General features: G+C 71.3%; 27 protein-coding genes. 8 read left to right on the forward strand and 19 right to left on the reverse strand.

All coding sequences use genetic code 11. The features are described 5' to 3' along the window. Positions 1 to 15: 15 nt before the first annotated feature. The 3 genes from QI554_RS13295 to QI554_RS13305 form a co-directional block, all read right to left on the reverse strand. Entirely contained in the window at positions 16 to 1,080 is a 1,065-nt protein-coding gene (locus QI554_RS13295; protein WP_425527971.1) for an AAA family ATPase, read from the reverse strand. Positions 1,081 to 1,376: 296 nt separating this feature from the next. Then, positions 1,377 to 1,814 (reverse strand): hypothetical protein, encoded by a 438-nt coding sequence (locus QI554_RS13300; RefSeq protein ID WP_281469603.1) that lies wholly within the window; start codon positions 1,812 to 1,814, stop codon positions 1,377 to 1,379. Between the two features lie 64 nt (positions 1,815 to 1,878). Beyond that, a complete protein-coding gene (locus QI554_RS13305; protein ID WP_281469605.1) occupies positions 1,879 to 2,079 on the reverse strand; it encodes a hypothetical protein in 201 nt (66 codons plus the stop codon). Between the two features lie 1,118 nt (positions 2,080 to 3,197). Here QI554_RS13305 and QI554_RS13310 point away from each other — a divergent pair. Together QI554_RS13310 and QI554_RS13315 are read left to right on the forward strand one after the other, a co-directional pair. After that, complete coding sequence (locus QI554_RS13310; RefSeq protein ID WP_281469607.1) at positions 3,198 to 3,407, forward strand: hypothetical protein; 210 nt, start codon at positions 3,198 to 3,200, stop codon at positions 3,405 to 3,407. 23 nt (positions 3,408 to 3,430) lie between these two features. Next, a complete protein-coding gene (locus tag QI554_RS13315; RefSeq protein WP_281469610.1) occupies positions 3,431 to 3,655 on the forward strand; it encodes a hypothetical protein in 225 nt (74 codons plus the stop codon). Between the two features lie 7 nt (positions 3,656 to 3,662). Here QI554_RS13315 and QI554_RS43550 read toward each other — a convergent pair whose 3' ends face one another. Next, the gene (locus QI554_RS43550) at positions 3,663 to 3,995 is read right to left on the reverse strand and encodes a hypothetical protein (protein WP_425527972.1); all 333 of its coding nucleotides are present in this window, start codon (positions 3,993 to 3,995) and stop codon (positions 3,663 to 3,665) included. Between the two features lie 53 nt (positions 3,996 to 4,048). Between QI554_RS43550 and QI554_RS13325 the strand changes: the two genes are divergently transcribed. Both QI554_RS13325 and QI554_RS43555 read left to right on the forward strand, forming a co-directional pair. Further along, the gene (locus QI554_RS13325; protein WP_281469612.1) at positions 4,049 to 6,067 is read left to right on the forward strand and encodes a protein kinase domain-containing protein; all 2,019 of its coding nucleotides are present in this window, start codon (positions 4,049 to 4,051) and stop codon (positions 6,065 to 6,067) included. Positions 6,068 to 6,731: 664 nt separating this feature from the next. Further along, complete coding sequence (locus tag QI554_RS43555) at positions 6,732 to 8,012, forward strand: transposase (protein WP_425527966.1); 1,281 nt, start codon at positions 6,732 to 6,734, stop codon at positions 8,010 to 8,012. 23 nt (positions 8,013 to 8,035) lie between these two features. Here the strand turns inward: QI554_RS43555 and QI554_RS13340 are convergent, their stop codons facing one another. The 5 genes from QI554_RS13340 to QI554_RS13360 form a co-directional block, all read right to left on the reverse strand. Beyond that, positions 8,036 to 8,266 (reverse strand): DUF2283 domain-containing protein, encoded by a 231-nt coding sequence (locus QI554_RS13340; RefSeq protein WP_281469614.1) that lies wholly within the window; start codon positions 8,264 to 8,266, stop codon positions 8,036 to 8,038. 651 nt (positions 8,267 to 8,917) lie between these two features. After that, positions 8,918 to 9,661: an SDR family oxidoreductase gene (locus QI554_RS13345; protein ID WP_281469616.1), complete on the reverse strand. Its 744-nt coding sequence runs from the start codon at positions 9,659 to 9,661 to the stop codon at positions 8,918 to 8,920. A 234-nt stretch (positions 9,662 to 9,895) separates the two neighbouring features. Next, on the reverse strand, positions 9,896 to 10,456 hold the full coding sequence (locus QI554_RS13350; protein WP_281469618.1) for a hypothetical protein: 561 nt from the start codon (positions 10,454 to 10,456) through the stop codon (positions 9,896 to 9,898). Positions 10,457 to 10,730: 274 nt separating this feature from the next. Beyond that, positions 10,731 to 13,964: a BTAD domain-containing putative transcriptional regulator gene (locus QI554_RS13355; RefSeq protein WP_281469621.1), complete on the reverse strand. Its 3,234-nt coding sequence runs from the start codon at positions 13,962 to 13,964 to the stop codon at positions 10,731 to 10,733. Continuing rightward, a complete protein-coding gene (locus QI554_RS13360) occupies positions 13,961 to 14,425 on the reverse strand; it encodes a pilus assembly protein TadG-related protein (RefSeq protein WP_281469623.1) in 465 nt (154 codons plus the stop codon). Before QI554_RS13360 ends, QI554_RS13355 begins: the two co-directional genes overlap by 4 nt. 227 nt (positions 14,426 to 14,652) lie before the next feature. Here QI554_RS13360 and QI554_RS13365 point away from each other — a divergent pair, with 227 nt between their 5' ends. From QI554_RS13365 to QI554_RS13375, 3 genes are read left to right on the forward strand one after another with little or no spacing between them, the layout of a single operon-like run. After that, a complete protein-coding gene (locus tag QI554_RS13365; RefSeq protein ID WP_281469625.1) occupies positions 14,653 to 15,735 on the forward strand; it encodes a tyrosine-type recombinase/integrase in 1,083 nt (360 codons plus the stop codon). 4 nt (positions 15,736 to 15,739) lie between these two features. Continuing rightward, positions 15,740 to 16,075: a helix-turn-helix domain-containing protein gene (locus QI554_RS13370; RefSeq protein ID WP_281469627.1), complete on the forward strand. Its 336-nt coding sequence runs from the start codon at positions 15,740 to 15,742 to the stop codon at positions 16,073 to 16,075. A gap of 50 nt (positions 16,076 to 16,125) precedes the next feature. Next, positions 16,126 to 17,787, forward strand: coding sequence for a hypothetical protein (locus tag QI554_RS13375; RefSeq protein ID WP_281469629.1), 1,662 nt, complete (start codon positions 16,126 to 16,128; stop codon positions 17,785 to 17,787). A 31-nt stretch (positions 17,788 to 17,818) separates the two neighbouring features. On the opposite strand, the gene QI554_RS13380 is transcribed toward QI554_RS13375, so the two are convergent. Continuing rightward, the gene (locus tag QI554_RS13380; RefSeq protein ID WP_281469631.1) at positions 17,819 to 18,268 is read right to left on the reverse strand and encodes a TadE/TadG family type IV pilus assembly protein; all 450 of its coding nucleotides are present in this window, start codon (positions 18,266 to 18,268) and stop codon (positions 17,819 to 17,821) included. A gap of 120 nt (positions 18,269 to 18,388) precedes the next feature. On the opposite strand from QI554_RS13380, the gene QI554_RS13385 reads away from it, so the two are divergent. Continuing rightward, on the forward strand, positions 18,389 to 18,919 hold the full coding sequence (locus tag QI554_RS13385) for a DUF4262 domain-containing protein (RefSeq protein ID WP_281469633.1): 531 nt from the start codon (positions 18,389 to 18,391) through the stop codon (positions 18,917 to 18,919). A 65-nt stretch (positions 18,920 to 18,984) separates the two neighbouring features. Here the strand turns inward: QI554_RS13385 and QI554_RS13390 are convergent, their stop codons facing one another. The 9 genes from QI554_RS13390 to QI554_RS13430 all read right to left on the reverse strand — a co-directional run bounded on the left by QI554_RS13390 (position 18,985) and on the right by QI554_RS13430 (position 25,736). Next, the gene (locus QI554_RS13390) at positions 18,985 to 19,371 is read right to left on the reverse strand and encodes a TadE/TadG family type IV pilus assembly protein (protein ID WP_281469635.1); all 387 of its coding nucleotides are present in this window, start codon (positions 19,369 to 19,371) and stop codon (positions 18,985 to 18,987) included. 47 nt (positions 19,372 to 19,418) lie between these two features. Continuing rightward, a complete protein-coding gene (locus QI554_RS13395; RefSeq protein WP_281469637.1) occupies positions 19,419 to 19,616 on the reverse strand; it encodes a hypothetical protein in 198 nt (65 codons plus the stop codon). Between the two features lie 35 nt (positions 19,617 to 19,651). After that, the gene (locus QI554_RS13400) at positions 19,652 to 20,557 is read right to left on the reverse strand and encodes a type II secretion protein F (RefSeq protein ID WP_281469640.1); all 906 of its coding nucleotides are present in this window, start codon (positions 20,555 to 20,557) and stop codon (positions 19,652 to 19,654) included. Beyond that, positions 20,554 to 21,522, reverse strand: a complete 969-nt coding sequence (locus QI554_RS13405; protein ID WP_281469642.1) for a type II secretion system F family protein — start codon at positions 21,520 to 21,522, stop codon at positions 20,554 to 20,556. The genes QI554_RS13400 and QI554_RS13405 overlap by 4 nt, the downstream gene beginning before the upstream one ends. Further along, the gene (locus QI554_RS13410; RefSeq protein WP_281469644.1) at positions 21,519 to 22,847 is read right to left on the reverse strand and encodes a TadA family conjugal transfer-associated ATPase; all 1,329 of its coding nucleotides are present in this window, start codon (positions 22,845 to 22,847) and stop codon (positions 21,519 to 21,521) included. Before QI554_RS13410 ends, QI554_RS13405 begins: the two co-directional genes overlap by 4 nt. Further along, entirely contained in the window at positions 22,844 to 23,578 is a 735-nt protein-coding gene (locus QI554_RS13415; RefSeq protein WP_281469646.1) for a hypothetical protein, read from the reverse strand. The genes QI554_RS13410 and QI554_RS13415 overlap by 4 nt, the downstream gene beginning before the upstream one ends. Before the next feature lie 110 nt (positions 23,579 to 23,688). After that, a complete protein-coding gene (locus tag QI554_RS13420; RefSeq protein ID WP_281469648.1) occupies positions 23,689 to 24,261 on the reverse strand; it encodes an SAF domain-containing protein in 573 nt (190 codons plus the stop codon). Positions 24,262 to 24,486: 225 nt separating this feature from the next. Continuing rightward, positions 24,487 to 25,158 (reverse strand): ATP/GTP-binding protein, encoded by a 672-nt coding sequence (locus QI554_RS13425; RefSeq protein WP_281469650.1) that lies wholly within the window; start codon positions 25,156 to 25,158, stop codon positions 24,487 to 24,489. A gap of 203 nt (positions 25,159 to 25,361) precedes the next feature. Beyond that, positions 25,362 to 25,736 (reverse strand): hypothetical protein, encoded by a 375-nt coding sequence (locus QI554_RS13430; RefSeq protein ID WP_281469652.1) that lies wholly within the window; start codon positions 25,734 to 25,736, stop codon positions 25,362 to 25,364. Positions 25,737 to 26,052: the final 316 nt, after the last annotated feature.

Here is a 26,052-nt window from a genome sequence, read left to right on the forward strand (position 1 = left end):
CCGGGGCCGGTGCGGTCAGATCTGCTTGCCGAGGGCCAGCGCGGCGATCTTGCGGCCGCAGGTCTTGGCGACGAGGTCGGCGACCTGGTCGCGGTCCTCGGGCGGGGCGATGCCGACGAGGTTCGCGAACGCGGCGTCGGGGCCGAGGATGTCGGCGATTTTCTGGAACGCGATCAGCTCGCGCAGCTGCGGTGCCCACCCCACCTCGCCGATCGCCACCAGGCGGGCCAGGTTCTTCGCCACCGTGACGGCCGTGCGGTCGATCCCGAGGCGGGTGCACAGGCCGTAGTCGGTCGCGACGTGGATCTGGGTGCTGAACCTGGAGGCGAGGGCCTCGGTCAGGACCGCGCCGTGCACGCCGGGGTTGTGGCCGGCGATCACGTAGAACCCGTCGGCGGCGGTGATCGTCTCGTCCTGGTGCGCCTTGACGGTGATCTGGCGGCGGCCGTCCATGGCCGGGTACATCGCGGCCAGGACCTTCGGGGAGATCAGCGTGGCGTCGTCGAGGAGGAGGGCGCGGCCCTCGGTCATCGCGGTCACGACCGGGCCGTAGGCGAACTGGTAGCCGCCGTCGGCCTTTTGGGTCCAGTCGCCGATCAGGTCGCCGACCGTGGTGTCCCCGTCCCCGGCAACCGTGATCAGGTCGGGGAACGCCGCCTCGGCCATCGACGTCTTGCCCGTGCCCGGCGGCCCGTACAGCAGTGCGGGCACCCGCGCCTCGCGCAGCTTCCGCAAGCCCTCGACGTCGCTGATCCCTGCGGCGAGGACGCGCGGGTAGTACAGGGCGCCGTTCGGGCGGCGGATCGGCCCACCCGGCTTCTCCGCCCGCGCGGGCGGGGGCGGAGGCGCGGGGGCGGGCGCCGCCGGACCGGGCGTCGGCGCCGTGGAGGCGGGCGGTGCGGCGGGCTTGGGGGTGCGCGGGGACACGACCGCGTTCGCGGCCGCGGCGGCGGTGTTGGCGTTCGCCCGGTACCGGCGCGGTGCCGTCCCGGCCAGGTCCGCCTCGCTGCGGGCGACGAGGGTGTCACACGCGTTGCCGATCGCCCCGCCGGAGTTGCCGAGGATCTTGGCCAACTCCATGACCGAGTACTCCTTGCCGGTGTCCCCGGCGAGGACCGCGGCAACCGCGGCGCGCAGCTCGCCGGGCCGGGCCTTGCCCGCAGGGGCAGGCGGCGCCGGGGCGGCCGGGGCGGGGGTCGGGGTGGTCATCACGCACCTCCACGAGGTCGTCTGGCTACGGGCGGGAAAGGCGAACCAACAGCAGCGGCAGGCAAGTTCGAGCAGCGCAATCAGAAGGCGGGGCGGCGGTGCAGGCCCGGGCCGGGTAGTCGGCGGGCAGGAGATCCGGCCCGGGCGGCACGTGCGGTGCGCGGGGGTCAGCTGGCGGGGGCGACGGCGAGGACGCGGGTGTAGGTGGTCAGGGCGGCGTTCAGGGTCTGGGTCAGTTCGCTGATCCGGGCCTGGTCAACCTCGATGCCCCGGGCCTCGGCGGCGACGGAGGACCAGGCGCCGCTGAGGCACAGGTGGGCGTCGGGGTCGCGCCCCGCGGCCGCCGCGCGGGCGGTGACGTGCGTGACGGCGCGCACGGCCTGGTCGTCGAAGAAGTCCAGTCGGCTCGCCGTGTCCGCGACCAGGCCCGCGAGCGGGGCCAGGACGTCGTCGCCGCGGTGCCGGACGGTGAGCGCGTACGGGGTGGTGACGCCGAGCCGCGCGCGGACCATGCGGGTGCCCAGCGGCTCCCGTTCCGTCGGCGCGGGCCCTGCGGCGGGCACGGGGGTGGGAACAGGCGGTTCGGGGTGCGGGACGCCGGTCATGGCCGGGCCTCCTTGCTTCCGGGAGTTGGTGGCATGCGGTGGTGGTGCGGTGAGCGAGGGGCGGCTACCGGGCGGCGGGGCGCTGGACCTCGTACCGGGACGGGGTCCACCGCGCGGGCAGCGCGCCGCCGCGGGAGATCCACTCGTCGAGCGCCAGGAACGCCTCGGCGAGCGTGTCGCCCCATTCCTCGGCCGCGCCGGGCACCTCGCCGGTGATCATCCGGGCGTACTCGAGCAGGTCCGACAGCACCTCGTCCGGGTCCATCACGGCCTCCTTTCCGGTACCGCCGACGCCGGTTCCGGCGCAGGCTCCGCCACGGGCGGAAATCACGGGAATTCATGTCCGGGCTCTTCCGGGGATTTCCCCGGGGCCCGCCGCCCGGTTTTCCCGGGCACATTTACAAGGTAGCTCTGGCACCGGAATTCACCTAGGGCAAATCGGACGATGAAATGCTGGAATTCCTCGAATTTCACGACCGCATTGCAGGACTCCTGGGAATTCCTCGACGCATTCAGTCGCCGGCCCGCCCGCACACGACACTTCCGCCGGACCGCCGTGCACCCTGTTCACACCTGGTCGGCCCGCCGCACGGCGGGCACGGCACGGCGGGCACGGCACGGCGGGCACGGCACGGCGGGCACGGCACGGCGGGCACGGCACGGCGGGCACGGCACGGCGGGCACGGCACGGCGGGCACGGCACGGCGGGCACGGCACGCCGCACCTCGGGAACCGCACCTCGCGGACCGGCCGGGGCCGGAAGGTGCGCCGTCAGGGGCCTGGGTGCAGGAGGCGCGGAACACGGGGAGCTGTGAGGAGGGGAACGTCAGGAGGAGGAAGGCAAGCAAGACGTCAGCAAGGAGGAGATAGAGAGTGGCAGATCACGCAAGACGGGAATCTGCGGAGGAGTAGAGGGGCCGAGAACACCAGGGTGTGCCGCCGATGGGCGGGCCGCCGAGTGTGGATCGAGGGGGCACGTACGGGACTCCTGTATACAGTCGTCTCCACTTCGCGCCCGCCGATCCGCGCCCTGGCCTGGGGAAACGTCAAGCCGAGGGTCGGCGGTTCACAGGGGGAGGACGGATCGGCGCACAGGATCGCGTACGGGATCGACGCCCTATCCGCCGAACCCCGACCTGACGTGTCGTCAGGTCGGATGGATGCCGGCCGTTCACTGCGAGAGGGGTGGTGGCGGGGCCTGTCCGCCGAGTTCGGGCACCAACTCGCGGGAGCGGCGAGGGTAGTGCGCGACACCGACGATGACCCCGGCACCCTCGGACGGACGGTCAGGCTGGCTCCGTTCACGGGAACGGCCTCTGGCCCAAGTTTTGTGGTCGCCACGTGCCGTCCTGACTGTCGGTAGCCGATGGCATGATCAGCCTCGTGGGGGTTCTCTTCGGCTACTACACCGCATCTGATGATCATGACGCCAGCCGGGCCATCGTTCGTGACGACGATAAGCCAAGTGGCACCGGATACGACGAACTGGTCGTGAAAGGCATCGATCCAGTCGTGGATCTGGTGCCCGTCGAGGTGCTCATCACCGGCCGGAGCGCAGAGGAAGTCAAGACCGACCCCGGCACGGACACCTGATTGCCATGGTCGGAGACGGGGACGTGGTCAGTGTGGCGCTCACCGATGTGTTCCGTGACCGACTGGCTGCCTTCGATCGGGAACTACTCAAAGATGTCGCCCAAAGCTGGGCTGCCTCGGGCGACTTCTATGAGACTCCCGATGCCGAAGACATTGAAGATATGGGTGACCTTCTGCACAACCTGGCCGAGCTCGCGAAGCGGGCAGTCGCCCGGGGACAGCGCCTGTACTGCTGGATGTGTCCGTAGGACCCGGTCAGTCGGCCAGGAGTACGCGCTTGCGCAGCAGATCGAACCCTGCGCAGCCAAACATCTGGCGTTTGAGCATCTTGATCCGGTTCATGCGGCCTTCGACAACGCCCGAACTCCAGGGCAGGGTGAACCCGGCGATGACCGCCGCGAGGTCGCGGTCGAGGCCGACCGACAAGCCGTTGTCCCACTGGCGGTCGAGGTGGTCTATGAACGGGTCGAGCTTGCTCGGTCGGCCTTGCCATTGGCGACGGAAGAGGCGCTCTGGGCTTGATTCGCTTTGACGGACACCCTGATGTTGCCCCGGTTTCACGGACTCGCTGCTGTTGTCGGACGGCACTGTGTTCGGCTGTGCTAAGAAGCAGACACAGTCGATCGGGGCGGGGGCGACGAGTGCGCGGGGAGTTGCTGGCGGGGCGGTTCGAGCTGGTCGAGCCGATCGGGCAGGGCGGCATGGGCCAGGTATGGGAGGCCGTGGACCGGCGTGAGCGGATCCGGGTGGCGGTCAAGCGGGTGCTCAACGCCCATGACCCGGGCGGGGACGCGTCTGCGAGGTTCCTGCGCGAGGCACACACGGCAAGCGCGTTGCGGCATCCCGGCGTGGTGCGGGTCCTGGACCACGGCCACGACAACGGCGTGCTGTACCTGGTCATGGAACTGGTGTCCGGGCGCGACCTGTCCGCCGTGGTCATGGACGGCCCGGCAGCCCCTGGCGACGCGGCCGGGTGGGCGGCGCAGGTCGCCGACGCACTCGCCGCCATCCACGACGCGGGCATCGTGCACCGCGACCTGAAGCCGTCCAACCTGCGGCTGACCCACTCCGGAACGGTCAAACTGCTGGACTTCGGCATCGCCCGGTTCAGCGCCGCAGGCGGGACCGTGACGGCGACCAGCCACCTCGTCGGCACCACCGCGTACCTCGCGCCCGAGCGCATCCACCCCGGTGTCCCCGGGGACGCCCGCAGCGACCTTTACTCCCTCGGCTGCGTTCTCTACGAACTCCTCACCGGGAAACCCCCGTTCGACGGCGACCAGTACGCCCAGATGTGGGCGCACGTCAACGACGCCCCCGTCGCGCCCGGCACCCATCAGCCGGGCATACCCGCCGGGCTCGACGCCCTGGTCGGCCGCCTCCTCGCGAAGGACCCCATCGACCGGCCCGCGAGCGCAGGTGAACTGCGCGACATGTTGGCCGAGTTCGCCGCGCCCGTGGCCACCACCGTGAACCCCCGGCGGATACCCCCGCCGCCTTCGGGTGCAGGCCTGTACGCGACGCGTTCCGCTCCGTCGCCCTGGGCGGACCGCCCGGGATCGCCGCCCGCGGGCGTGCCGCGGGCCGACCGCCGTGTGCCGGCCAGGCCTTCCATCCGCGCGGACCCGTGGGACAGCGTCCCGACGGTGCAGCCGCTGTGGCGCGCCGACATCCAGGCCAGCAGCCGCCCGGTCCCCGTCGGCCGGTTCGTCTACGTCACGAACCGCCGGAACCGCGCGACCCATGGAGCGTGCGTCGTCCAGGCCGCCACGGGGAAGGTGAAGTGGCGCAGCCCCGACGACCGCGTTCCCCGGGACGTGTGGCCGCGCATCCACCGCGGGCTGGTTCTCAACACCGCCTTCGGTATCGGCGGCTTCGCCGTGAGTCCGAAAAACGGCGCCATCGCGTGGACCAACCAATGGGTCTTGTCCTTCCTCGCGGTCGACGAGGACGAGAACGTCTACGCCGAAACCCTCGACAGGCGCCTCGAAACCCGACTCTTGCCCGACGACGAACCGCTGTCGACAGGACCCGCAACCGTCGGGCCCGACCCGAGGCTCCTGACGGCCTCACCTCTGGAGCTGTACTACACGGACGACGGCAAGTTCGTCGCTTGCGACCCCATCCTCGGGAACGAGTTGTGGACGCACTCGTCCGACGAAACGTGGGCGGGCCGACCGCTGTTCGTCAACAACAACACCGTTTGCGTCGCAGGGACCTGCTCGGTTGCGGCCTTCTCGCCCGACAACGGCGACATGCTGTGGATGCGGAAGGTCGGGAACGAGCAGGACAACCCCGGCTGGTGGCGGGAACCGCTCGCTCATACCGGCGGCCGCCTCCTGGTCGCCCGCGCCGAAGGCCTCTTCGCGTTCGAGGCCGCCTCGGGCAGGCCGGCCTGGGCGCTGCCCATCCCGGGCATCGAAGCCGAGGTCAGCGCCGCCTACGGCACCGCCTACCTCCAGCGCGGCGGCTACCTGTACGCGGTGGACGTCGCCACCGGAACCCCGGCCTGGAAGTACCCGGCAGGCGACAGCGTCGCCGGGACCGGCCCGCCCGTCGTGGATAAAAGCGTCGTCTACTGCGTGAACGGGGACGGCGTCCTGCACGCCCTGCCGATCCTCGACGCCCCGCGCAAGACCAGCCGGTGGCGGCGATCCTGAGTACCGGGAACTGCCGTTGGCAAGCGGATCGTCCGCAAAGAGACCAGGTCACAACAGCCCGACGCCCAATCGCGCGTTCCTGCAGAGAGGTCACCAGGCACATCTGCGTTTGGACCGCAAGCCCATCAGCGCCTTCATCACTGGTGGACACCGACCACTCGCGGATTCACGCGCCTTCGGAAGTGCCGTACCAGCGCCGTCGCTTCTCGTAGACATAGCCACGTGACGGAGGGTTGACGGCGCTATGGGGTGCGCAGGTGAAGGGTCTGTCGACGGTCATGCAATTCCCCAAAGGCTTCTTCGTCCTCGCACAGCTCCTGGCGAGACCGGGTAGCTGCGGTGACTGGGCCAAGGGCATGGGCCAGGCATCTACTGGCCGGTCGGGTCAGCAGCTGGGTCGCCGGTGCCGGCAGTGCAAGTATTTGTGCCTGGGCGGCCGTTGGCGGAGTCAGCGCCGGTGCCGTTGCCGCTCTGGAGGCCACGCCGGACAACGATGACGGTCCCGGTCGGCGCGGAACAGCCTCCCCGGACGGGGCTACGACGTCCGGGTGCGGGTCACGTGGCAGGCAAATCCCGGCCGTACGGGATCGACGGCGAGGAGGTCCGCAGACCAGGTCTTCGTCTCTTTGTAGTGGACCGTGACGAAGGGACGCACGGTGTCGGCGTGCTGCTCGCCGGCCGCAGCAGAGCGCGGATGCTGCGCATCGTGCATGCGGGTCTGTCGCGCACCAGCGTGCTGTTTCACCTGATGCGCGTGCCATTCCCGCCCGTCACGGCGCGCCGCGTGCTGGGGGTGGACGACTTCGCGTTGTACGGCGACGTGTACGGCACGCTGCTGGTCGACGCGGAGAACCGGCTGCCGGTGACGCTGTGGGAGGGCCGCGACGCCGCGACACTGGCCGCCTGGCTGCGGGAGCATCCCGGCCTGGAAGTCGTGTGTCGGGACGGCTCGCCGACCTATCGCCTGGGCGTCACCGTCGGCGCCCCGGACGTGGTGCAGGTCAGCGACCGTTTCCACCTTTGGCAGGGCCTGTCGAAGCGGGTGCAGCAGATTGCCGCCGCGCACCGCGGCTGCCGGGACGAGGCCGTCGTCGACACCGAGCCCGCAGCTCTGCCGTCCGCCGTGTGCGACGCCTTGGAGTCGGCGGACACGCCGGCCCGGCGGCACGCGAAGCGGCTCTTCGACGCGGTGCACGCACTCACCGACACCGGCCGCAGCTACAACTCCGCCGCCCGGGAACTCGGGTTGAACTGGCGCACCGTGCGCAAGTACGCAGCAGCCGCTACCTGGCAAGACGTGGTGCGTCGACGCCGGCCACGCAGCCCGACCGCCCTCTACCCCTACCTCGGCTACCTGCGGCAGCGCTGGAACGAAGGCGAACACAGCGCGAAGCTCTTGCACGAGGAGCTCACCGCCAAGGACTACACCGGGCACTACCAGCACGTGAAGATGGCCGTCGCCCCGATGCGTGAGGGGCTGTTCCTGGCCGAGCCGCACGAGCTCCCGCCGTCGCCGAGGTCGCTCGTTGGATCGCCACCAGCACGGACCGACGCGGCCTGGAGACCGATGAGCGGCTGCACCGCCTGCTCGCCCACTGCCCCGAACTCGACCGAGCGCACACGCTGGTCCGCCAGTTCGCGGCCATGCTCCAGGCCGGCGACGCGGCCGCACTGCCGGGCTGGCTCAGCGAACTCACTGCCTGCCAGCTTCCGGCCTTCGCCAGCCTGGCGAAGGCGCTCCGCGAAGACCAGGACGCGGTCGTCACGGGGATCATTAGCCCCTACAGCTCCGGGGTCAACGAGGGACGCATCACCGACGTCAAACTCCAACAGCGCATCATGGCAGGACGTGCTGGAGTCCCCCTCCTACGGCACCGGGTCATCCTCATCGCCCACCTACGACGCCGCCGCACGAGCTAAAGCCGTCCGACTTGCCCGGCTCTGAGACAGGCTTGCTGTTCACCCAGTTCAGGCGTCTCCGGCGTCGAGACGCTCCGCGGACTCCAGCAGATACCCGGACAACTTTGAGCTGGCCGCCAACACTTCGACGCCGATGAGACGCCCTTGCTCGTCGAAGTCGAGGTTGATCATGCCTCCGACCTCCACCGGATCGCAGGGATACATACGCGAGACCTTGATGCGATCCTGCGGATCGGAGAGGTACACGTACGCTGCGTTCACAGTCTTGTCGTAGGTCACTCTGACGTTCGCCACCGATCGGACGCCCCCTTGGTGTGGCTGGTTTCGGCACGGTATCTGTCGGCACGGGCCGCTCAGAACCCAACCGAACCACGACGATCTCCGTCTACGAAAATCTTGCCAGAGCCCTGAACGTCCCCAGCACGTACGGGCGAACGCAGCCAGTGGCCTGGCTGCTGCCCGGTGCCCGCCCTGGAGGCGCTTGGGAACTCCGAAGCGGGCCCGCGGGTGGTCCGCCTCGGCGGGCGCGAGCTGGTTCTCCCGCCAGCTTCCACTGGACCAACGGGGCGCTGCCGTCCGACATCCCCGATCGCCCGGTTGCCGTCACGTACCCGGCGGGCGCCGACGGTTTGCCGCAACCCGACGGCCCCGCCGGTCCGGAGGCGCTGATCAAGGTGATCGGGGACACAAGCGTCGAACTGCTGCATCTGCCGGCTGAGGAGCACACCACGACCGGACTCGCCCAGCAGCTCCGCGTCAGCACGGCCACAGTCTCGGCGCACACCGTGGCCCTTCGAGGCACCGGACTGATTTGCCACGTCGCGCGCCGGCAAGGCGGTCCTGCACCGGCGCGCGACGCTCGGCAGCCTGCTGCTCCGGCAAGACCGGCCGGGAGACCTGGATCTCGCGACTGATGCGTACGACCGCCGGTCAGACCGTCAGGCCGCCCGAGGCGCGCAGATTCTGACCTGTGACCCATTGCCCGTCGGGCCCGGCCAGGAACGCGACGACGTCGGCGATGTCCTCCGGGCGTCCCAGCCGTTGCAGCGGCGTCATGGACACCACATGCTCGACGGCCTGTTCGAGATGCTCCCCGGCTGCGGCGCGCATCATGTCCGTGTCGGTGGCGCCGGGGGTCACACTGTTGACCGTGATCCCCCGGGGGCCGAACTCGCGGGCGGCGACCGCGGTGATCGCCTCCAGCGCCGCTTTGCTGGCGAAGTAGAGGGCCAGACCCGGCACCGCGCCGGAAGACGAGATGTTGACGATCCGCCCACCCTCGCCGAGCCTCTCGGCAGCGGCTTGCATGACGAAGAACGGTCCCTTGGTGTTGACGGCCATCACCTCGTCGAAGTCGCCCTCCGAGGCGTCGCAGATGTTCCCCATCGGATTCATCGCCGCGTTGTTGACGACCACGTCCAAACCGTCCAGCCTGCGGTCGACCTCGCCGAAGAGGTGCTTCAGGTCCGCCATGCGCCCCTGGTCGGCGCGTACCGCGATCGCCCGCCCGCCGAAGGCCTCCACCTCGGCCACCACGTCCTCGGCGGCCGCTTGGTCCTGCTTGAAGCTGAACATCACCGTCGCGCCGTCACGAGCCAGACGCACCACGATCGCCCGCCCGATTCCCCGTGACCCGCCGGTCACCAACGCCGTCTTGTCCTCCAGCGCTCCCATGCCCACTCCATGCCGTCGACCGCTCCCCCGATGGGAGCGCCTCACGGCACGGTCGTAGCGACAATGCCGTTCTTGACATCCATGTCGACGATGCGTCGGCCGATTTTCGACACAACCAGCCCCGGCCGCCGAGAGCCGTAAGATCGACCGGACAGGCTCCTGCGCGGCCAAGATCAAAATGTTCAGCGCTAAGGGCCGGTACCGATGTTTCAAACGCCGCCTGCCGCCCCAGCCTCAGCCGGTGGCTGTCTGAGCGGGCGAAGCCGCACTGGTGGGCGGGGCTTGGCAGGGCAGGGTGACGGTGACGGCGACGCCCACGTCCGGATCGGCGTCCGTCTCGCCCATCAGGGAAATGGTATAGGGGTCGGGCTCGTGGGCGGCCGTGAAGTCCCCGGTGGCCGCCCCGAACTCGTTCGAGGTGATCTTGAAGCCCTCGCCCGCGAGTTTGTCCCGCAGCGCCCGGAGCACCTCGCGGCGCTGATCGACCGTGGCCTTCAACAGGATCCCCGCGCTGAGCTGGTACGCCTCACCCTCATCGGCTATACCCATCCCCCGCCCCGGGCACCTGTCGTATCTGGTGACGTTGATCCACAGATTCCGCTCAAGGCCCGTCAGCTCGTGCACGTGGTCCTGGACCCGCTCCGCCCGGGTCAGTGCCGCCTCCCGGGACTCGACACGTACGGGCTTGCTCGGAGTTCCCCGTCCTCCGCCCAGCGAGCACGAGCCGAGCACTAGGGCGGCCGTCACCATCAGCACGCCCGCCCCGGTCGGTATGGCCGTTGATCTCTTGAACAATTGCGGTGCTCCAGGGACGGGCGTTCGTTCTGCCGTCCGGATGCTAGGGCACCACCGGGAGACTCCGCACTCGATTAGACTCACCGCCGCCCCATCAGCCAGGGCCGGACTGCCGACCGGAGCCACGGTTGATGAACTGGGATGGGCACCATGATGCTTCGCCTACACGCACCCCGGGTCACCGGGAACGGACCGGCGACAGTTGGATACGCGAGCTCACCAGCGCCAAGGCCGTCAACGTACCTGGGGACGTTCGGCCGTACACGGCGGACATTCATGCAGTGCGCCGCCGCGCGGGTGGCCGACGCGGTGGGAGCATTCCACGGGTGGCCGGGTCGGGGCGGGCGTCGAGTTCGGCCAGACGTTCGGCCAGTCGGCGGTACGTGCGGTGGGCGGCGTCGTCGCGGACGAGTGAGGTCTGCAGGCGGATCAGCCGCTGGTAGAGCGGTTCGTTGTACGGGTCCAGTTCGATGGCGCGGTCCAGCCAGGCGATCGCACGGTCGGAGTGCCCTGCGGTATCTGTGAGTTCGGCAAGTCGGGCGGCGGCGTCCGCGGCGCGTCGGCGGTGGTGCTCGCGTAGCGGTTCGGCCCAGGGGTAGTCGGCGCCGTCAAGGAGGTCGCCGGTGTAGCCAGCGAGGGCCTCCTCCAGTGCGGTGGCGCGGGCGCCGTCGTCGGCGGCGTGCACGGCGCGGTCGAGTGCCGCGGTGAAGTCGTCGAGGTCGGTGCGGATCGCCTCGGGGTCGAGGCGGTGGCGGTCGCCTTCGCTGATGACGAACGCCGCGGTGGTGCGGGCGGTCGCGTCGCGGAGCAGGCGGCGGACGGCGCGCCGGAGGTTGGTGAGTTGGCGGGTGGTCTCGGTGGGGTCGGGATGCTCGAGTTCGAGGTGGTCGGCGAGCTGTGCGGTGCGGATACCTGCGGGGTGGGTGGCGAGCAGGGCGAGAAACTCCCGGGTGTTCGGGTGCAGGTGCGCGCCGACGGGTGCCGGGTGGTCGGCGACGTCGATGCGGAACGGACCAAGCAGGCGCACCGTGACCGACACGACCGAATCGGTCTCGGGCGGTAGATCGGCAGCGGGCACCTCGGCGAACGGAAGCGGGGAACCGACGGGCGGCGGGGGTTCTGGTGGCGTGGTGGGTGCGGGCACGTTCGCGTCCGAGCGTGGCGGCGCGCTCCCGGCGTACCGCCGGGGTGAGGTTCGAGGCGCGGCTGATCCCGGTTCACCTATGTCGACCGGCGGGGCGTGGCCGTCGGGTTCCTCCGCCGCCTGGTCGTCGGCCTCGGGGGCGTCCTCGTCGGGACCGGGGGGCACGATGGGCCCGGGTTGCGTGTCTGGCCGGGCGGGGTGACCGGCGGGGTTGCGGGGAAGCAGCGGGAATCGGCTTGCGGGCGGGGGCGAGGAGACGTTCGGAAGGGGTTCCTCGGGTGTGCGTTCCTGTCTGCGTTGCTGCCCGGCCGGGGGCCGGGGAAAGGGTGGGTAAGGGTCTGCGGGTGGCGGCTCGTCGTCGAACGGGTCGTCGAAGAGGTCGGCTTCGTCCGCCCACCCGGCGTCCTCGTCGGCCGGCAATCCTCCGTGCGCCGCAGTGAGTTCGTCGGCCAGGTCGCCGAGCGCGTCCTCGGTGAGGTGGAGGACGCGGGCGCCGTCGAGCAGGCCCGGGTCGGGGTGGGTGACGTCGAGGACGCGACCCTCGGGGCCGGTGGAGCATGCGACGGGCCAGTTTCCGAGCACCACGAGCAGGACGGCCGACCCGGCATCGTCCCCGCCAGCGGCGATGCCGACCAGCCGGGCATGGTGCTCGGGTCGGGCCCGGACGAGCGCCACCAGGCGCGTCACCACCGGGCTCTCGTCGTGCGGGTCGGCGTCGTGGGTGTGGCGGGCGGTGGCCAGCAGGTGCTGCTCGGCTGCGGCCATGCACGATGCGACGTCGGGGACTTGGTCGACCTGGGGCAACGTGGCGAGGGTGCGCGGGTCGCGGTCCGGGCCCAGTAGCTCGGCTGCGGTGCCGTCGTCGATCAGCAGCCTCACGGCGCCCGCGTCGGGGCGGGCACGTTCGTGGTCGTGGAGGACGGCCGCGGCGACAGCGCGAGCTGCAGCGGTCGCGCCTGGGCCTGTCAGGCCGACACCCGCCCCGGCCGCGACGGCGTCGAGCGAGATCTCGGTGTCCCCGCGGACGGCGAAGGCGACGTGGCCGGGCGGCAGCGGGGCGGCCAGACGTGGCCGCCGCCGCAGCGCGACGTTCCCGAACAGGCGCGTCGCGTCGGGGGGTTCGGTGGTGCTGGTGCGGTGTCGGTTCCGCTCGGCGGCGGTGAGCACCGGAGGCAGCGCCGGCCTTGCCCGAGCTTTGGCAGGACGGGTACGGCGGCGGTGGCGGCGCGCCCACAGCATCGCCGCGACGATCCCGACCGCCAGCGTCGCCCCGAGCAGGCCGACCGCCGGAACGTCGACCGCACCCCGGCCGGACGACGGGCCCGGATCGGCGCGCGGCGGGGCCGCGGCTGGGAGTGAAGGCACAGTGTTGGGCGGCGGTTGCGAGGAGGGCGTGCGGTCCGGCGTTCCGGGAGCGGACGGGGCCGGTGTAGCGGTGACGGGAGGCGGGGCCTGCGGGTCGGTGGTCGACGGCGGGCCGGACGGAAGCACCGGTTCACTGGGAGCGTCGGGCCCGATGGCCGCTGGCGCGGCATCCGCGGGCAGCCGAAGCATCCAGCCGGGGTAGATCAGGTCGGGGTCGGTGAGTCGGCCGCCGTCGGGTTGGGGCAGGTGGCGGGACAGCGTGTAGATCTGCGGCCAGCGGATCGGGTCGCCGAGGTGCGCGGCGGCGATGTCCCACAACGTGTCGCCCGGCTTCACCGTGTAAGTGGTGTACGCGGCCGGGTCGGGCCGTGAGGGCACGTGCGGCGCTTCGTCCGCGATGAAGGCAGCCAGAGCGAGCCGTGGTGCCGTCGCCGCGGGAGCGGCACTTGGATCCAGAGGTGCGACCACCGCCACCTGACGCGTTGCGGCTGAGTGCGAAGGGCCACCGGCGGTGGTGGCGTGGCCAGCCCGCACAAGGGCGACGAGGGCGATGATGAGCAGCCCTGCCATCCACGCCGCCGGCGCCCGCCACACCGAGACCTCATGTCGGTGGGCGCGGCGCGCCGAGGTGTCCCGCAGCAACAAGGGCAAGCGCCGCAGGTGCCACAGCAGTTCGACAAGCACGCTGAGTGCGAACCCTGCCCAGGCGACCCAGCCGACCACGACGAGCACGTCCAGGAGGACTTGATCGGTCGTCGGGGCGAGCAGCGCGTCGCGAATCTCGCGCAGCGACCGGCGGTGCTCCGGCCACGGATCCGGGTCGACGCGGTGCAGCAGGTAGGGCACCCCGACGAGCACCGAGCTCAGCACCCCGATAGCCCCGACGATGCGCGCGAACGCAACTAACGCGCGGGCGAGTCGGGCAACGGCTTCTCGTCCGCGCCGGGGACGGATGCGTACCGGTGAACGCGTGGTCGCCGCGGATGTGTGGCGTGTCATGGGGCTCCCCTGGGATCGGGAGTGTTCACGCCGGGCTCGGCCCGGGCGGTCGCCGTCGCGGACACCGTGATCTCGTGGACCCCGGCCAGATGCAGGAGTTGCGTGCGGGTGGTGACGGTGACCGTCACGGTCACCTCGTCCCCTGCGACGGCCACGGTTCCGGTGGCGCCTGCGGCAGCGAGTGCGGTCTCGGCGGCGGCTCGAGCGCGGGTCGCGTCCAGCAGGGGGCCGGTGTGGTCGCGGACCCAGGCGGGGCTGAGGGCTTGGGCTCCCGAGCGGGCGGCTTCCTGGGCCTCGTCCAGCGCGCGGGTCTTGGCCGCCAGCGCCGTCCCGCCGTCGAGCACCAGCCCGGCCACCAGCAGAAGACCGGCCATCAATGCGGCGACGAACGCGGTGATCTGCCCGCGCTCGTCCTGGCGCAGGCGCTGCGCCCACGTGGCCGCGCGGCGGCCCCGGTTCATATCTGGGGCCCTGCACCGGGCGGGCCTTCTGCAACGCGTCGACGGAGAAGTCATCGCACTGCCTGAAGTGTCGTGAGTTTGTTAGTCCCGAACAGCTCCTGGTCCGGTGTTGTTCCTGGTGGGCGGGGGTTCGCTCGCTTGCAGTCAGATTCCGAACTTCCGTCGGAATTCCTGACGGAAGCCCGGTATAGGTGATGCAACACCGCCGCGAATGAACCGAGGTGGAGATGACTCTCGGGGTTGTCCGGTCGATGCGCCCGGTCAGACGCGCACGGACCGCTCAGGAGCTCGAGGACTTCGAGCAGGAACTCGTCGACCAGTACGCGTTGGCAGCGGCGGGTGCTGGCTCGGCTGACGGCACCGTCGCCGCCGAACGCGCCACACTGATCGAGTTCGTCCGATTCCTCGGACGTCCGGTGTGGACGGCCGGGCCCGAGGACGCGGACCGGTTCCTGGTGCACCTGCGGCAGCATCGCCGACAGGCCCGGAATACTGTGCGCGGCAAGGCTGCGACCCTCGCCCGCTTCTACGCCTTCCTGATCGAGCGGTACCAGGGCGAGATTCACGCAGCGACCGACTTCGTCGTGCTCCAGCCCATCGACGAGTTCAACAGGCCGAGCCCGCCGACGCACGGCGCGGGCCCGGTCCCGCCCAGCGATCAGGAGGTCGAGACGCTGTTCTCCCAGTGGCGCGAAGCGCTCCCGGAGACGCGCAAGTACCTTCCTGCCGCTCGGGATTACCTCGCCGCGTCGCTGTGGCGACGTGCCGGCCTGAGGATCAACGAGAGCGCCATGCTGGACCTGCGCGACTGGCGCCCCGACCTCGGGAGTGCGGGCAAGCTTCACGTGCGGTTCGGCAAGGGCAACCGCGGCCGCGGTCCGAAGACCCGCTTGGTGCCGGCCATCAACGGGGTCGACCGGCTCATGGAATGGTGGCTCGCCGAAGTGCGCCACCAGTTCGGCGGCGACTGGTCCGACCCGGACGCGCCGCTGCTGCCCAGTGAGCGCCGGGACGCTTCCGGCCGCTGCGGCCGGATCGGCACCGACGCGCTGCGCTCGGGCTTCACCTCGGCGGTGACCATGTGGCTGCCGGACTGGGACGGGCGGCTGACCCCGCACGGCATGCGCCATTACTGCGCCTCCTCGCTGTACGGGCGCGGCGTGGACCTGAAGGCCATCCAGGACCTGCTCGGCCACGAGTGGCTGTCCACGACCACGCGCTACATCCATGTCCGGGACGATCACATCGAGCACGCCTGGGAGTCGGCGAACCGACGCGTCGCCGAACGCCTCGGCGGGGCAGGAAGGTGACCCGTTGCGCTGGAACCTGCGGATGGCCGCAGCCGAACGCGGCATCTGGAAGTCCGCCGAGATGCGCCGCCTGCTGGCGGCATCAGGCATGGAGATCAGCCAGGGCAAGATGTCGGCGCTGTGGACCGGCACCCCCACCACCGTCCGCCTCGACGACCTCGACGTGATCTGCCACGTGCTGCAATGCACCCCGACCGACCTGCTGATCCCGGAACCGGACAAGGTCGCCGCCCGCCGCCCGGCACAACCCGGCAGCGAAGCCACCGCAGACCGGACCGGCACCGACCACACGGTCGTCGCACCGAGGTTCGGGCGCAACCGCTCGGCGCCGCCGCTGTGAGCAAGCCCTGGAAACGCCTGTGCGTGGTCTGCGGCGCCCACCCAATCGCCATGCCCCGCGTGGACTACTGCTTCGGCTGCTGGCCCGGCGGACCGGTGGCGACGCCGCCGTGCCTGCGCTGCAGCTCGCGCAAGGACTACTACGCATCCGGCCTGTGCGAACGCTGCCACCCCTCCGCGGTCCCCAAGGTCGACTCCTGCCTCGACTGCCTGGCCTGGGGCGCGACACGGCACTGGTCGTGGCTGTGCCACGGCTGCCGCAGCTGGCGCCGCGAGAACCATGTCATCGATCCTTGCCCGAGTTGTCGACGCACCCTCACGCTCGGCCAACACGGCGTCTGCCGCCTGTGCCGACGTCAGGCACGGTCGAACCGCTCGCGCCGCGGCCGTCTCGACACCGCGGCCGCGAACCTCCACGGCCAACAGCTCTTCATCGCCGACCTGTTCGGCCCGCGACCCGCCACCGCAAGCCCACCACCGCCGGTCCCCACGCCACCCCCGGAACCGATTCCCACCGCCCCGACTCATCAGCAGCTGGCCTTGTTCACGGTCTCCCGGAACCTGCGTGCGCACGGCCGCCGGGGCCTGCCGCCTCCACCCCGGCCCGCCTTGGCCGCTGCCCTCGAAGCGCACCTGCGCGACCACGCCGAAACCCACGGCTGGCCGCCTCGGTCCGCCGACGAAGTCCGCCATGCGCTGCGGGTCCTCCTCGGTCTCCAGGACGAGCCCGGAGCGTTGATCAAGGCAACCGAGGTCACGCCGCTGACCGGCATCGGGCTGCCTGCCCGGCGCACCCTGGAAGTCCTCGCCTCCGCGGGCATGCTCGACGACGACCGCCCGTCCAACGTCGCCCGCTGGTTCGAGGCGAAGATCGCCCACCTGCCCGCCCCGATGGCCGACGAACTGCGCATCTGGTTCGAAGTCATGCACTGTGGCAGCACCACACCACCGCGCCGTCGGCCCCGCACCGACAACGCGATCTACCTCCACACCCGCTGGGCCCTGCCGCCCCTGGAGCAGTGGGCGCACGAGGGCCACACCTCCCTGCGGGAGATCGCCCGCGCGGACATCCACGCGGCACTGCCACCATCCGGCAACCCCAGGGCGACCCGCGGCCAGGCCCTCAAATCCATCTTCCGCGTGCTCGCCGGCAAGAAGGTCCTGTTCACCGACCCCACCAGCCGGATCCACACCGGCTACATCCCCTCCAGCCAGCCCCTCCCCGTCGAACTCGCCCTCGTGCGCGAGGGATTGGACTCTCCCGACCCCGCCCGCGCGGCCCTGGTCGCCCTGATGGCCTACCACGCACTGCGCTCGACTCAACTGAGAATGATCGCCCTCAGCGACGTCTACGACGGCCGGCTCCACATCGAAGACCGCGACATCCCCCTCGCCGAACCCGCACGCGCGCGCATCGCCGCCTACCTCGACCACCGCACACGCACCTGGCCGCGCACCGCCAACCCCTACCTCTTCGTCAACACCCGCAGTGCCCCCCGCACCACCCCCGTCGGACCCCGCTGGGTCCGCCTGATCATCGGCCCGCGCATCAGCCCGCAAGCCCTGCGCGAGGACCGCATCCTCGACGAAGCCCGAGCCACCGGCGGCGACGCCCGCCGCCTGTGCGACCTGTTCGGCCTGAGCATCAGCGCCGCCACCCGCTACACCGACAGCCTCGGCCACCCCCAACTCGAACACCTCGACGGCAACTGACCCCCCGCACCGGTTCCGCGAACTGAAGCACTCAGACACGGCCTTCACCACCGCCTACACGTGAGTTCGCTCCGTCGAACACGTCAGAATTCGCGAACTGAAGTGCAACGCCCCGATGCTGGTCGAGGACGCTGCTCGCCTGGCCTGTCAGGGTGCGGTGACCTGGCACGCCCAGCGCGCCCATCTCCGACAGGGAGACGGTGCACGACACCGTCACCCGCACGTGCGCACCCGGCGCGAACCCGGCGGTGTCCACGGCCACCGCCAGACTCGAGCACGACACCCCCGCGCCGTCCAGTGCCCGCCGTGCGGCATCGCGTGCGGCCTGATCGGCGGCGCTCGGGCTGCGGGTCAGCGACGCGGCGCGGGCTGCCTGGTGCGCAGCGTCGTCGACCAGCCCGCGCGCCGAGGCGAACCGCCCCACCGTCACCACGAACAGGAGCAGCAGAACCAACACCGGTGCCAAAAGGACGAGTTCCATTGCGGCTGAGCCGCGCTCGTCCCGCCACAACCCGGCTGCCTGCCCCCGTACGAGGCGCCGTCGCAGGGGGGCGGTCGGAGACTTGATGGCGGCAGGGGGCATCGCCGTACGCTGGCCGCTATGCCCATACCTGATATGGAATGTGTATGTGTGCTGTGTCGTCCCGCGGATGCCAGGGCTGCAGAGCCTCCGTGGCTCTCGGTACTCGGGGACCGGCTCGCCGCGGCGGTGCGCGACTACGGCTGGACCGTCGTCGCCGCGCAGGGCGGGGAACAGCAGCCTGCGTTCGCCCACACCGTGGGCATTCACCACACGCTGCGCAGACCGGAGTTGGCGTTGCTCGGGCTTCCGGTCGAGGTGATGCATCCGCTGCTGAACGACGTCGCGTCCGGGATCCGCGACGGCGCGCCGACGGCGGACGGTACTCGCGTCGAAGGGCTGCTCGCCGGAGGCCTCCCGCTCGCGCTGAAGCAGGTGGACGCCGGCTGGTACCCGGTGCTGTTCGGGTCGGTTCTTCACTTCCACCGCACCGCGGTTCCGGTACTCCAGGTGGTGTGGACCGACCCTGCCGGGTTGTTCCCTTGGGACGAGGGCTTCGCGCCGAAGTGGCTCGCCGAGCAGCCTCGCCTGTGGATCCCGCCAGGCCGATAGACGACTGAGGCAGACGCGCCCCTGCCAGCCGACGCGCCACCAGGTCCGAGGCGGCGTTCGCCGATTCACGGGCCACCGCCTCCCCTGGTCCATCGGTCGACCGGTCCTGCGGCTACCGCGCGGACGCGCAGGCTGGCGCCGGGGACGACGGCGATCACATCGCCGACCACCTCGACCCGCACCGCTTCGGCCGTGCGCGTCACGGTGACCTTCGGGTGCGTGAATACGTCGCCGCCGACGGCGGCGACAACCGCGCGGGCGCGCGCGTCCCCGTCGGCGGCGGTGCCGTTCTGCGCACGAGCGGCTGCCAGGGCGCGGGACGCGGCGGACTGAGCGATGTGGTGGGCGTGCTGCACGAGCGCGAACTGCACGATCGTGAGCAGGATCAGCATCACCACGGGGACCAGGACGACCAGCTGCACGGACACCGCGCCGCGCTGGTCCGCCCACACCGCGCGGAGTCTGCCCCGCGGTGGCGGTCGGCGGCCGGACATCACCGTCAGCCCAGGTTGATCGAGTTGGCCTTGTTGGTGACTTTGAGCGCGATGATGGCGATCACCGCGATGGCGAGCGCGACCAGCAGCGCGGTCACCAACACCGTCTCGGTGGAGTAGCCGCGCTCGTCACGCGCCAACTCGCGCAGCCGGGCGCCGAGTCGGCGCATCGTGGCGGTCAGGAGCTGGAGGTCGGGGACCATCCGGGCTGCCTCCTTCCAGGCAGAGGAACACAGGTTCACAGGGCGTCGAGCACGTGGGCGAGAGCCGGGTAGCCGAGGAACACGAGGAACCCGGCGAACAGCACGACGAGCGGCAGGGACATCCGCTCGGTGGCCTGGCCCGCCTCGCCGTGGGCGTCGGCGAGCTGGCGGGTGCGCAGCGCGGATGCCTTGGCCACGAGTGAGGTGCGGACCTTGGCGCCTTCGCTGCCCGCGAGCGAGACGGTGGCGGCGAGCTCACGCAGCTCGGACACGTCGGTCTCCTCGCCGAGCCGGCCCAGCGGCCCCCACGGCGCGACCCGCGTCAGTTCCGCGGTGGCCAGTGCACGACGCAGGGACTGGGCTGCCTGGCCTTCGAGGACGGAGGTGGCGTCGGCGAGGGCTTGGTCGACGCCGGCGCCGCCGGACAGGGCGATCACGGCCAGGTCGCAGAACGCGGAGAGGGTGTGCCGCATCTCCTCGCGCCGCCGCTTCGCCTCCGCGCGGACGTTCAGGTCGGGGACGAACGCGAACGCCGCTGCGGACACCAGCCCCGCGCCGACCGGCCAGACCAGTCCTGGAGTGCCGCCGGCGAGCACGGTCACCGTCGTCAGCAGCGCAGGCGGCAGGATGAGTCCGAAGAGCGCACTGGCGGCCTGCTCGGCGCGGTGGAGGTTCACGTCGCGGCCGACCACGCGCAGGTCGCGGCGCACCGCGGCGGTCGGCAGCCCGCATGCCGCGACGGCTGGGGCCAGGCGGCGCCCGACCCGCGCCGCCCACCCCGGCTCGCTCTGTTGGGCTGCCAGTGGTTCGGCCTCGGTGCGGGGCGCCAGTGCGGCGAGCGCCTCGACCAGCGGGGTGCGCGGCGGGAACAGGCCGAACACGGCTGCGAGCAGCCCCAGTCCGGTGCCGGCCCCCAGGACGGCGGCGAGTAGCGGGCTCATGCTCCTGCCCCCGGTCGGATGGTCGGTGCCGTGTCCGGGAGGGGGTGGCGCGTGCCGCGCAGGATGCGTGCCGGGAGCCGGTCGGAGGCCAGGCGCGCAAGCCACCAGAACGCAAGCGCGAACAGCGCGCCCACCATGGCGAGGACGAGTTGGCCGGTGGCGGAGCCGTATGGGGCGAGGTAGGCGCGGTCGAGCAGCAGGAGCCCGAACGCCATCACCAGGGTGACGACGACGACCATCCGGACCGAAGTGCGCACCCGAGCCCGCTCGGCACCTGCTTTCAACCGGACCGTCACCTGCTCGCGCGTGGCGTGCGCCAACGACCCCAACAAGTCAGCGAGTTGCCCGGCCTGTCGCTCGGCAGCGAGCAGCAGCGCGGCCACGACGAGATCGGCGAGCGGGTCGTCGACGTCGTCGGCGAACGCGCGCAGGGCGTCCGGGAGCCGCTCGCCGTGCTCCACGGCCGTGGCGAGGGCACGGACTTCGGTCTCCAGGGCCGGTGGCGCGATGGGGGCGGTCGCGCGGATCGCCTGCTGCAATCCCGCGGCGGCGGCCAGGGTGTCGCGGAGCATCTCCGCCCACACCGCCACCGCCTCGATCCGCTCGGTGCGCACGCGCGATGCACGATCCGGCCGCAGCAGGCCCGGCAGCGCCCAGCCTGCGAGGCCCGCCAGCAGCGCGGCGACCGGCCACCCCGTCAACACCCCGACCCCCGCCGCGCACACCGCGGTCGCCACCAGGCGACGGGCCGACACCATGCTGGCGCGGGCACGGAGTTGCTCGAGCCAGGCCTCGAAGCGATCCTCGCCGCAATCGAGGTCCTCGACGCTGTCGCCGGAACGCCGTGGCAGCAGGCCGGACGCGACCAGGACGAGCCCGGCGCCGCATCCGAGTCCCAGCAGCGCCGCCATCCACGGGCCCGCCACCACCTCCGGGACCGGCGGTGCACCGAGGGCTGCGGTCATGAGGGGCCGCCCCAGCGCGCGGCGTGCCACGCGTACGGGTCAAGGCCGGCCACGATCAGGTCCTCCATGGTCTCGGCGCGCGGCGCCGTCGCGGGAACCGCCCGCCGGTCGGGCCCGGGCCGGTAGACCTCGTTGGAGACCACCTGCGGGCCGTCGGCGTCCACGACCTCCCGGATCGAGGAGACCACCCGCCGCCCGTCGCGCGCCCACGCCAGGTGGATCACGAAGTGCACCGCGGAGGCGACCAGCAGACTGGTGGCCTCCAGCGACAGCCGCTCCGGTGACTGCGCCGCATACGCGGCCAACTTGGTGAACACGCCGCGCGATGTCGAGGAGTGCAGCGTGGACATCGACCCGTCGTTGCCCTGCGACATGGCGTTGCACATCGGCACCACCTCGGCCCCGCGGATCTCCCCGACGATCACCCGGTCCGGGCCCATCCGCAGACCCCACCGCACCAGCTCGGCCTGGTCGACCGCGCCGACGCCCTCCAGATTCGCCTCGCGCGCCTGCATCGCCACCACGTTCGGGTGCGCGGCCTCGTCGCGGTCCAGACCGAGTTCGAAGGTGTCCTCGATCGTCACCAGCCGCTCCTGCGGCGGGATCTGCGAGGCCAGGGCCCGCAGCACGGTCGTCTTCCCGACGTTCGTTCCGCCGGCTACGACCAGGTTCCTGCGGGCCCGCACCAGCGCGCCCAGGAACCCGGCGAGCGGCTCGTCGCACACCCCGAGCCCCACGAGATCCGTCAGCGCGGCGGAGGGGTACCGGTGGCGGCGGATCGACACGCACACCCGCCCGGTCACCGCCATCACCGCGAACAGGCGCGAGCCGTCCTCCAGCTGCACGTTCAGCCGCGGCACCGCACGGTCGAACCGGCGCTCCTCCTCCCCCGCCTTCGCCGCCACCGTCCGCACCAGCTCGGCCAGTTCCGCATCCGAACCGGCCACCGCCCCGACGCACTCCTCCCGGCCGTCGGCATAGCGCACGAAGACCCGGTCGCAGCCGTTCACATGGACGTTCTCCACCTCCGGATCGTCCAGCAGCGCCTGGAGGCCGCCGAGACCGAACAACCCGTCCACCACCGCACGCGAGACCTGCGCCTCGGTCGCCGCGTCCCACACACCGTGGCCGGCGGAGAGCCGACGTTGGCTTTCGTGTTGCCATGCTTCGGCCAGCAGGCGTGCGGCGGCGTTCTGCCGGTCGGCTCCGGTCATCGGCGGCAGCCCAGCCGACTCGAGTTCGGCGGCGTACGCCGACAGCCGCTCACCGACCTCACCGCGAAGCCGCGCGGTCAGTCCTCCGGCGTCGACACCGTTCCGGCTCACGGCACACCACCCGCACCGCGGGGTGCGACCGGGCCAGGCCGGACCTCGTCCGGCACGCCCCCACCAACGCTCCGGATCTGGCCCAACCGGCCCCGAGGGGCGCCGAGTTGCCCGGTGTCCTGGCGCCAGCACAGGTCCTCGGCCAAAGCGCGCGCAGCCTTCTGCAATCCCGAGCGACGCCACCCGCGCCGCCCCTCCACCAGCGCCTGCACACCGGAGGGATCCCACGGCCAGGCGTGCACCCGCCCGATACCGAACGCCGCCTCCACCTCCGCGGGTTCATACGGCGACGGCCCGACGACCACCAGGTCCACCACCGCCGCGCTCGCCTGCACCTGCTCGATCCGACCCGCGACATGCCCCATCGCATCCACTCCGCCCCGAGCCACCAACACCACGACATCCGCCACCGCCAGCACCGCCGAACCAGCCCGGTCGAGCCGACCCGCGTCCACGAGCACGACTGCGGCACTGTTGTCCTCCGTCAGCACGGCGAACCGCGTCCGCTCCAGCACCTCCACCGCCGCAGCCGCCTGTGGGCCGGCCGTCGGTCCCCGCACAGCCCGCACACCACAGGCCAGTTCCTCGGCGTACGCGGCCAGCTCGATCCCCGGGTCGCTGTCCGCTCCGTGCCGGACCGCAGCGGCCAAGCCCACCAGCCCCGAACCCGCGTCGCCGGACGCTTCGCCGCACCACGCCCGGAGCGAGCCGCCGGAGCCGTCCGCCTCCACCAGCAGCGACGCCTCCTCCCCTCGACGCGGCCACCCTGCCCCAAGGGCCAACGCGGTCGTCGTCGCCCCCGGCGCGCCCTTCACCGACCCGACCGCGACCACGAACGGACTCACCGCGGCACCCCCTCAGGTTGCGGTGCCAAGACGATCAGCCGCGGATCGGCCAGCACCGCGACCCCAGGCCCTTGCGACGCATCCACGAGCAACGTCACCACCACAGCGCCACCAGAGCCCTGCTCGGCGGCCCGCACCTCCACGACCAACCCGGACGTCCCCGAGCCCACCGGCGGCGGGTCCGTGCGACCCACGCCTTGCATCGGCCCCGATAGCACCGCCACGCGCTGGCCCGCGGCCAGCCCCGAAGGCGCGGAGCCGTCTTTCACGAGTACCGCCACCAACGACCGCCCTATCGGCGGGAACCCGGCTGCTTCACCGACCTGTCCCGGCGCCAGCAGAGCGCCGGGCACAAGCGGCACCACCGCCACCCGCCCCACGACTTGCGCCACCTGCGACGCCGGCACCACGCCCGGCACCCGGCCGCCACCCAGATCCACCTCGGACAGATCCGCCCGGCCGACCACCTGGCCCGCCTGCACCGGCCGCGCCACCGCCAGCACCACCACACGGTCGTCGGCGCCCCGCGCAGCAAGAACAAACACCGCCGCGCACACCACAGCCACCACCAACCCCGCCCACACACGCGCAGGCCGCACCCGGCGCCGACGGCCCGCCACCAACCCGGGCCCCCGCGGCGCCGAACCCAGCCGCGCCCCCGAGCCGTTGCGCGCCGCACGAACCCCGGAACCAGACACCGCTCGCCCCTTCTGGGAGATACCTAACAAGCGACCGACTAACGGAACAGGCTGCACCAAGCCGAGCCACGGCCGACAGCCAGGAGCGAGAGTTCGTCAGGGACTCGGGTTCACGATGACGGCCTGGACCTCACGCACCCGCAGATCCACCGCCGTCGTCGTCGACAACCCCTCGACCGTCCCGGACTGGCCACCGCCGACCCAGGTGACCCGCCACGACACCGTCACCGACACCGCGAACCGCTCACCCCGCTGCCCAGCCGACGAACGCGTATAGGTGTAACCGCAGTCCGGCGACGCAGCCGCCGCATCCGAACCCGGAACGTACGGCGTTCCAGGCCCGGCGCAGTTCACCGACTCCCCGGTCCCCATCGACCACACCACCGACACCGGAACCGCCGTCGCCGTCACCGAAACCCCCGGCACCGCAGCCGTCGCCGACACCGGACCCCACACCGACCGATCCACCCACAACCACGTCGGCACCCGCACCACCTGATCACCCGAAGGCGACGTCCCCACCACCGGCGACGGCAACCGCAACCGCGACACCGCCACCTGCGCCAGCTGCGCCGGCGACGGCTGAACAACCGCCGCGCCCTGGACTTGCGGCCCTACCGGTGCCTCAGCGGGAAACGGCACAGGGAACGCGGGCCCGTTCGGCGAATCCACGAACACCGGCCACGTGCCGTTCGCCCAGTACCGTTCTGCGAACGAAAGCTCCGACACCAATCCAGTTCCGCCTGCCGGTAGTTGCGTCGATCGCACGCTGGTCGTCGGCTTCGTAGGTACCGACCCTTGGCCTCCACCATGACCCGGGCTGGTGGCGGTGACAACGCACTCCGAGCCGCTGCACGTCAGGGACCCGGAGCCGGGTTCGGGAGGGTCACCATCAGCGAAAGTTGCGGTGCTCGTCACGGCCCAAATCAGTAGGGTGCTTCCAACGATGCGCGATGCACGACCACAGCGGTTCAGCATGTACCGGTCTCCTTTACATGCAAATCGGAGACTTTCCAATCGGCGCCAGCTCGGGTCACCGTGGCCTCGACTTGATGGCGCCCACCCGGGATGTCGTCCTTGAGAGAACCATCAGACTTGTACTTCAACGCTTGCGAGTCATCGAGGCAGTCGGTGACCTGGACCTCACCCGGGGATACCGCTGTGGATTGCGGAGCGATCCGCAAAGGACCCCTGGTCACGAATCCGTACTGGAGATCCACAACCAGCGAGTAGCGCAGTTTCCGAAGCGCCTCTCCTGAAGCGAACTTCGCCAGGACCGGGAGTTCGGGATCCGGGATCGAAGCAGCCTGCACCATGGCCGCCCACATCTGCTTGTACACGTTCAATGCGGCGTCCTCAGGTGTCGTCCGTGACGTGTCCGGCATGGACAACGAGGCCGATGGAGCACTTTCGGAGGGGTTTGTCGGCCTAGGGAGACCCGCTGTCCCAGGCGAAAGCAGCGAGGACGCCGGCGAGCTCGGCGACGGGGCCCGCCCTCGCGGCGAGGAACCGCCATCGCAGCCGACCACGGACACCAGCACGATCACGGCCAGCACTCCCACGGTTCTCGGTGCGGTGCGCGGCATCTGCCATCACCTGCCTTGAGCGGCGTGCGGCTCGGACGGCCCGTCACTTCGTGACAACGAACCGGTGGGGCCATAG

It is taken from the genome of Yinghuangia seranimata, assembly GCF_029953285.1.
GTDB lineage: Bacteria > Actinomycetota > Actinomycetes > Streptomycetales > Streptomycetaceae > Yinghuangia > Yinghuangia seranimata.

Coding starts and splice junctions, on each gene's coding strand:
- QI554_RS13295 (WP_425527971.1), bottom strand. CDS start 1,080: ATGGAGTTGGCCAAGATCCTCGGCAACTCCGGCGGGGCGATCGGCAAC.
- QI554_RS13300 (WP_281469603.1), bottom strand. CDS start 1,814: ATGACCGGCGTCCCGCACCCCGAACCGCCTGTTCCCACCCCCGTGCCC.
- QI554_RS13305 (WP_281469605.1), bottom strand. CDS start 2,079: ATGGACCCGGACGAGGTGCTGTCGGACCTGCTCGAGTACGCCCGGATG.
- QI554_RS13345 (WP_281469616.1), bottom strand. CDS start 9,661: ATGGGAGCGCTGGAGGACAAGACGGCGTTGGTGACCGGCGGGTCACGG.
- QI554_RS13355 (WP_281469621.1), bottom strand. CDS start 13,964: ATGACACGCCACACATCCGCGGCGACCACGCGTTCACCGGTACGCATC.
- QI554_RS13360 (WP_281469623.1), bottom strand. CDS start 14,425: ATGAACCGGGGCCGCCGCGCGGCCACGTGGGCGCAGCGCCTGCGCCAG.
- QI554_RS13365 (WP_281469625.1), top strand. CDS start 14,653: ATGACTCTCGGGGTTGTCCGGTCGATGCGCCCGGTCAGACGCGCACGG.
- QI554_RS13375 (WP_281469629.1), top strand. CDS start 16,126: ATGCCCCGCGTGGACTACTGCTTCGGCTGCTGGCCCGGCGGACCGGTG.
- QI554_RS13380 (WP_281469631.1), bottom strand. CDS start 18,268: ATGGAACTCGTCCTTTTGGCACCGGTGTTGGTTCTGCTGCTCCTGTTC.
- QI554_RS13385 (WP_281469633.1), top strand. CDS start 18,389: ATGCCCATACCTGATATGGAATGTGTATGTGTGCTGTGTCGTCCCGCG.
- QI554_RS13395 (WP_281469637.1), bottom strand. CDS start 19,616: ATGGTCCCCGACCTCCAGCTCCTGACCGCCACGATGCGCCGACTCGGC.
- QI554_RS13400 (WP_281469640.1), bottom strand. CDS start 20,557: ATGAGCCCGCTACTCGCCGCCGTCCTGGGGGCCGGCACCGGACTGGGG.
- QI554_RS13405 (WP_281469642.1), bottom strand. CDS start 21,522: ATGACCGCAGCCCTCGGTGCACCGCCGGTCCCGGAGGTGGTGGCGGGC.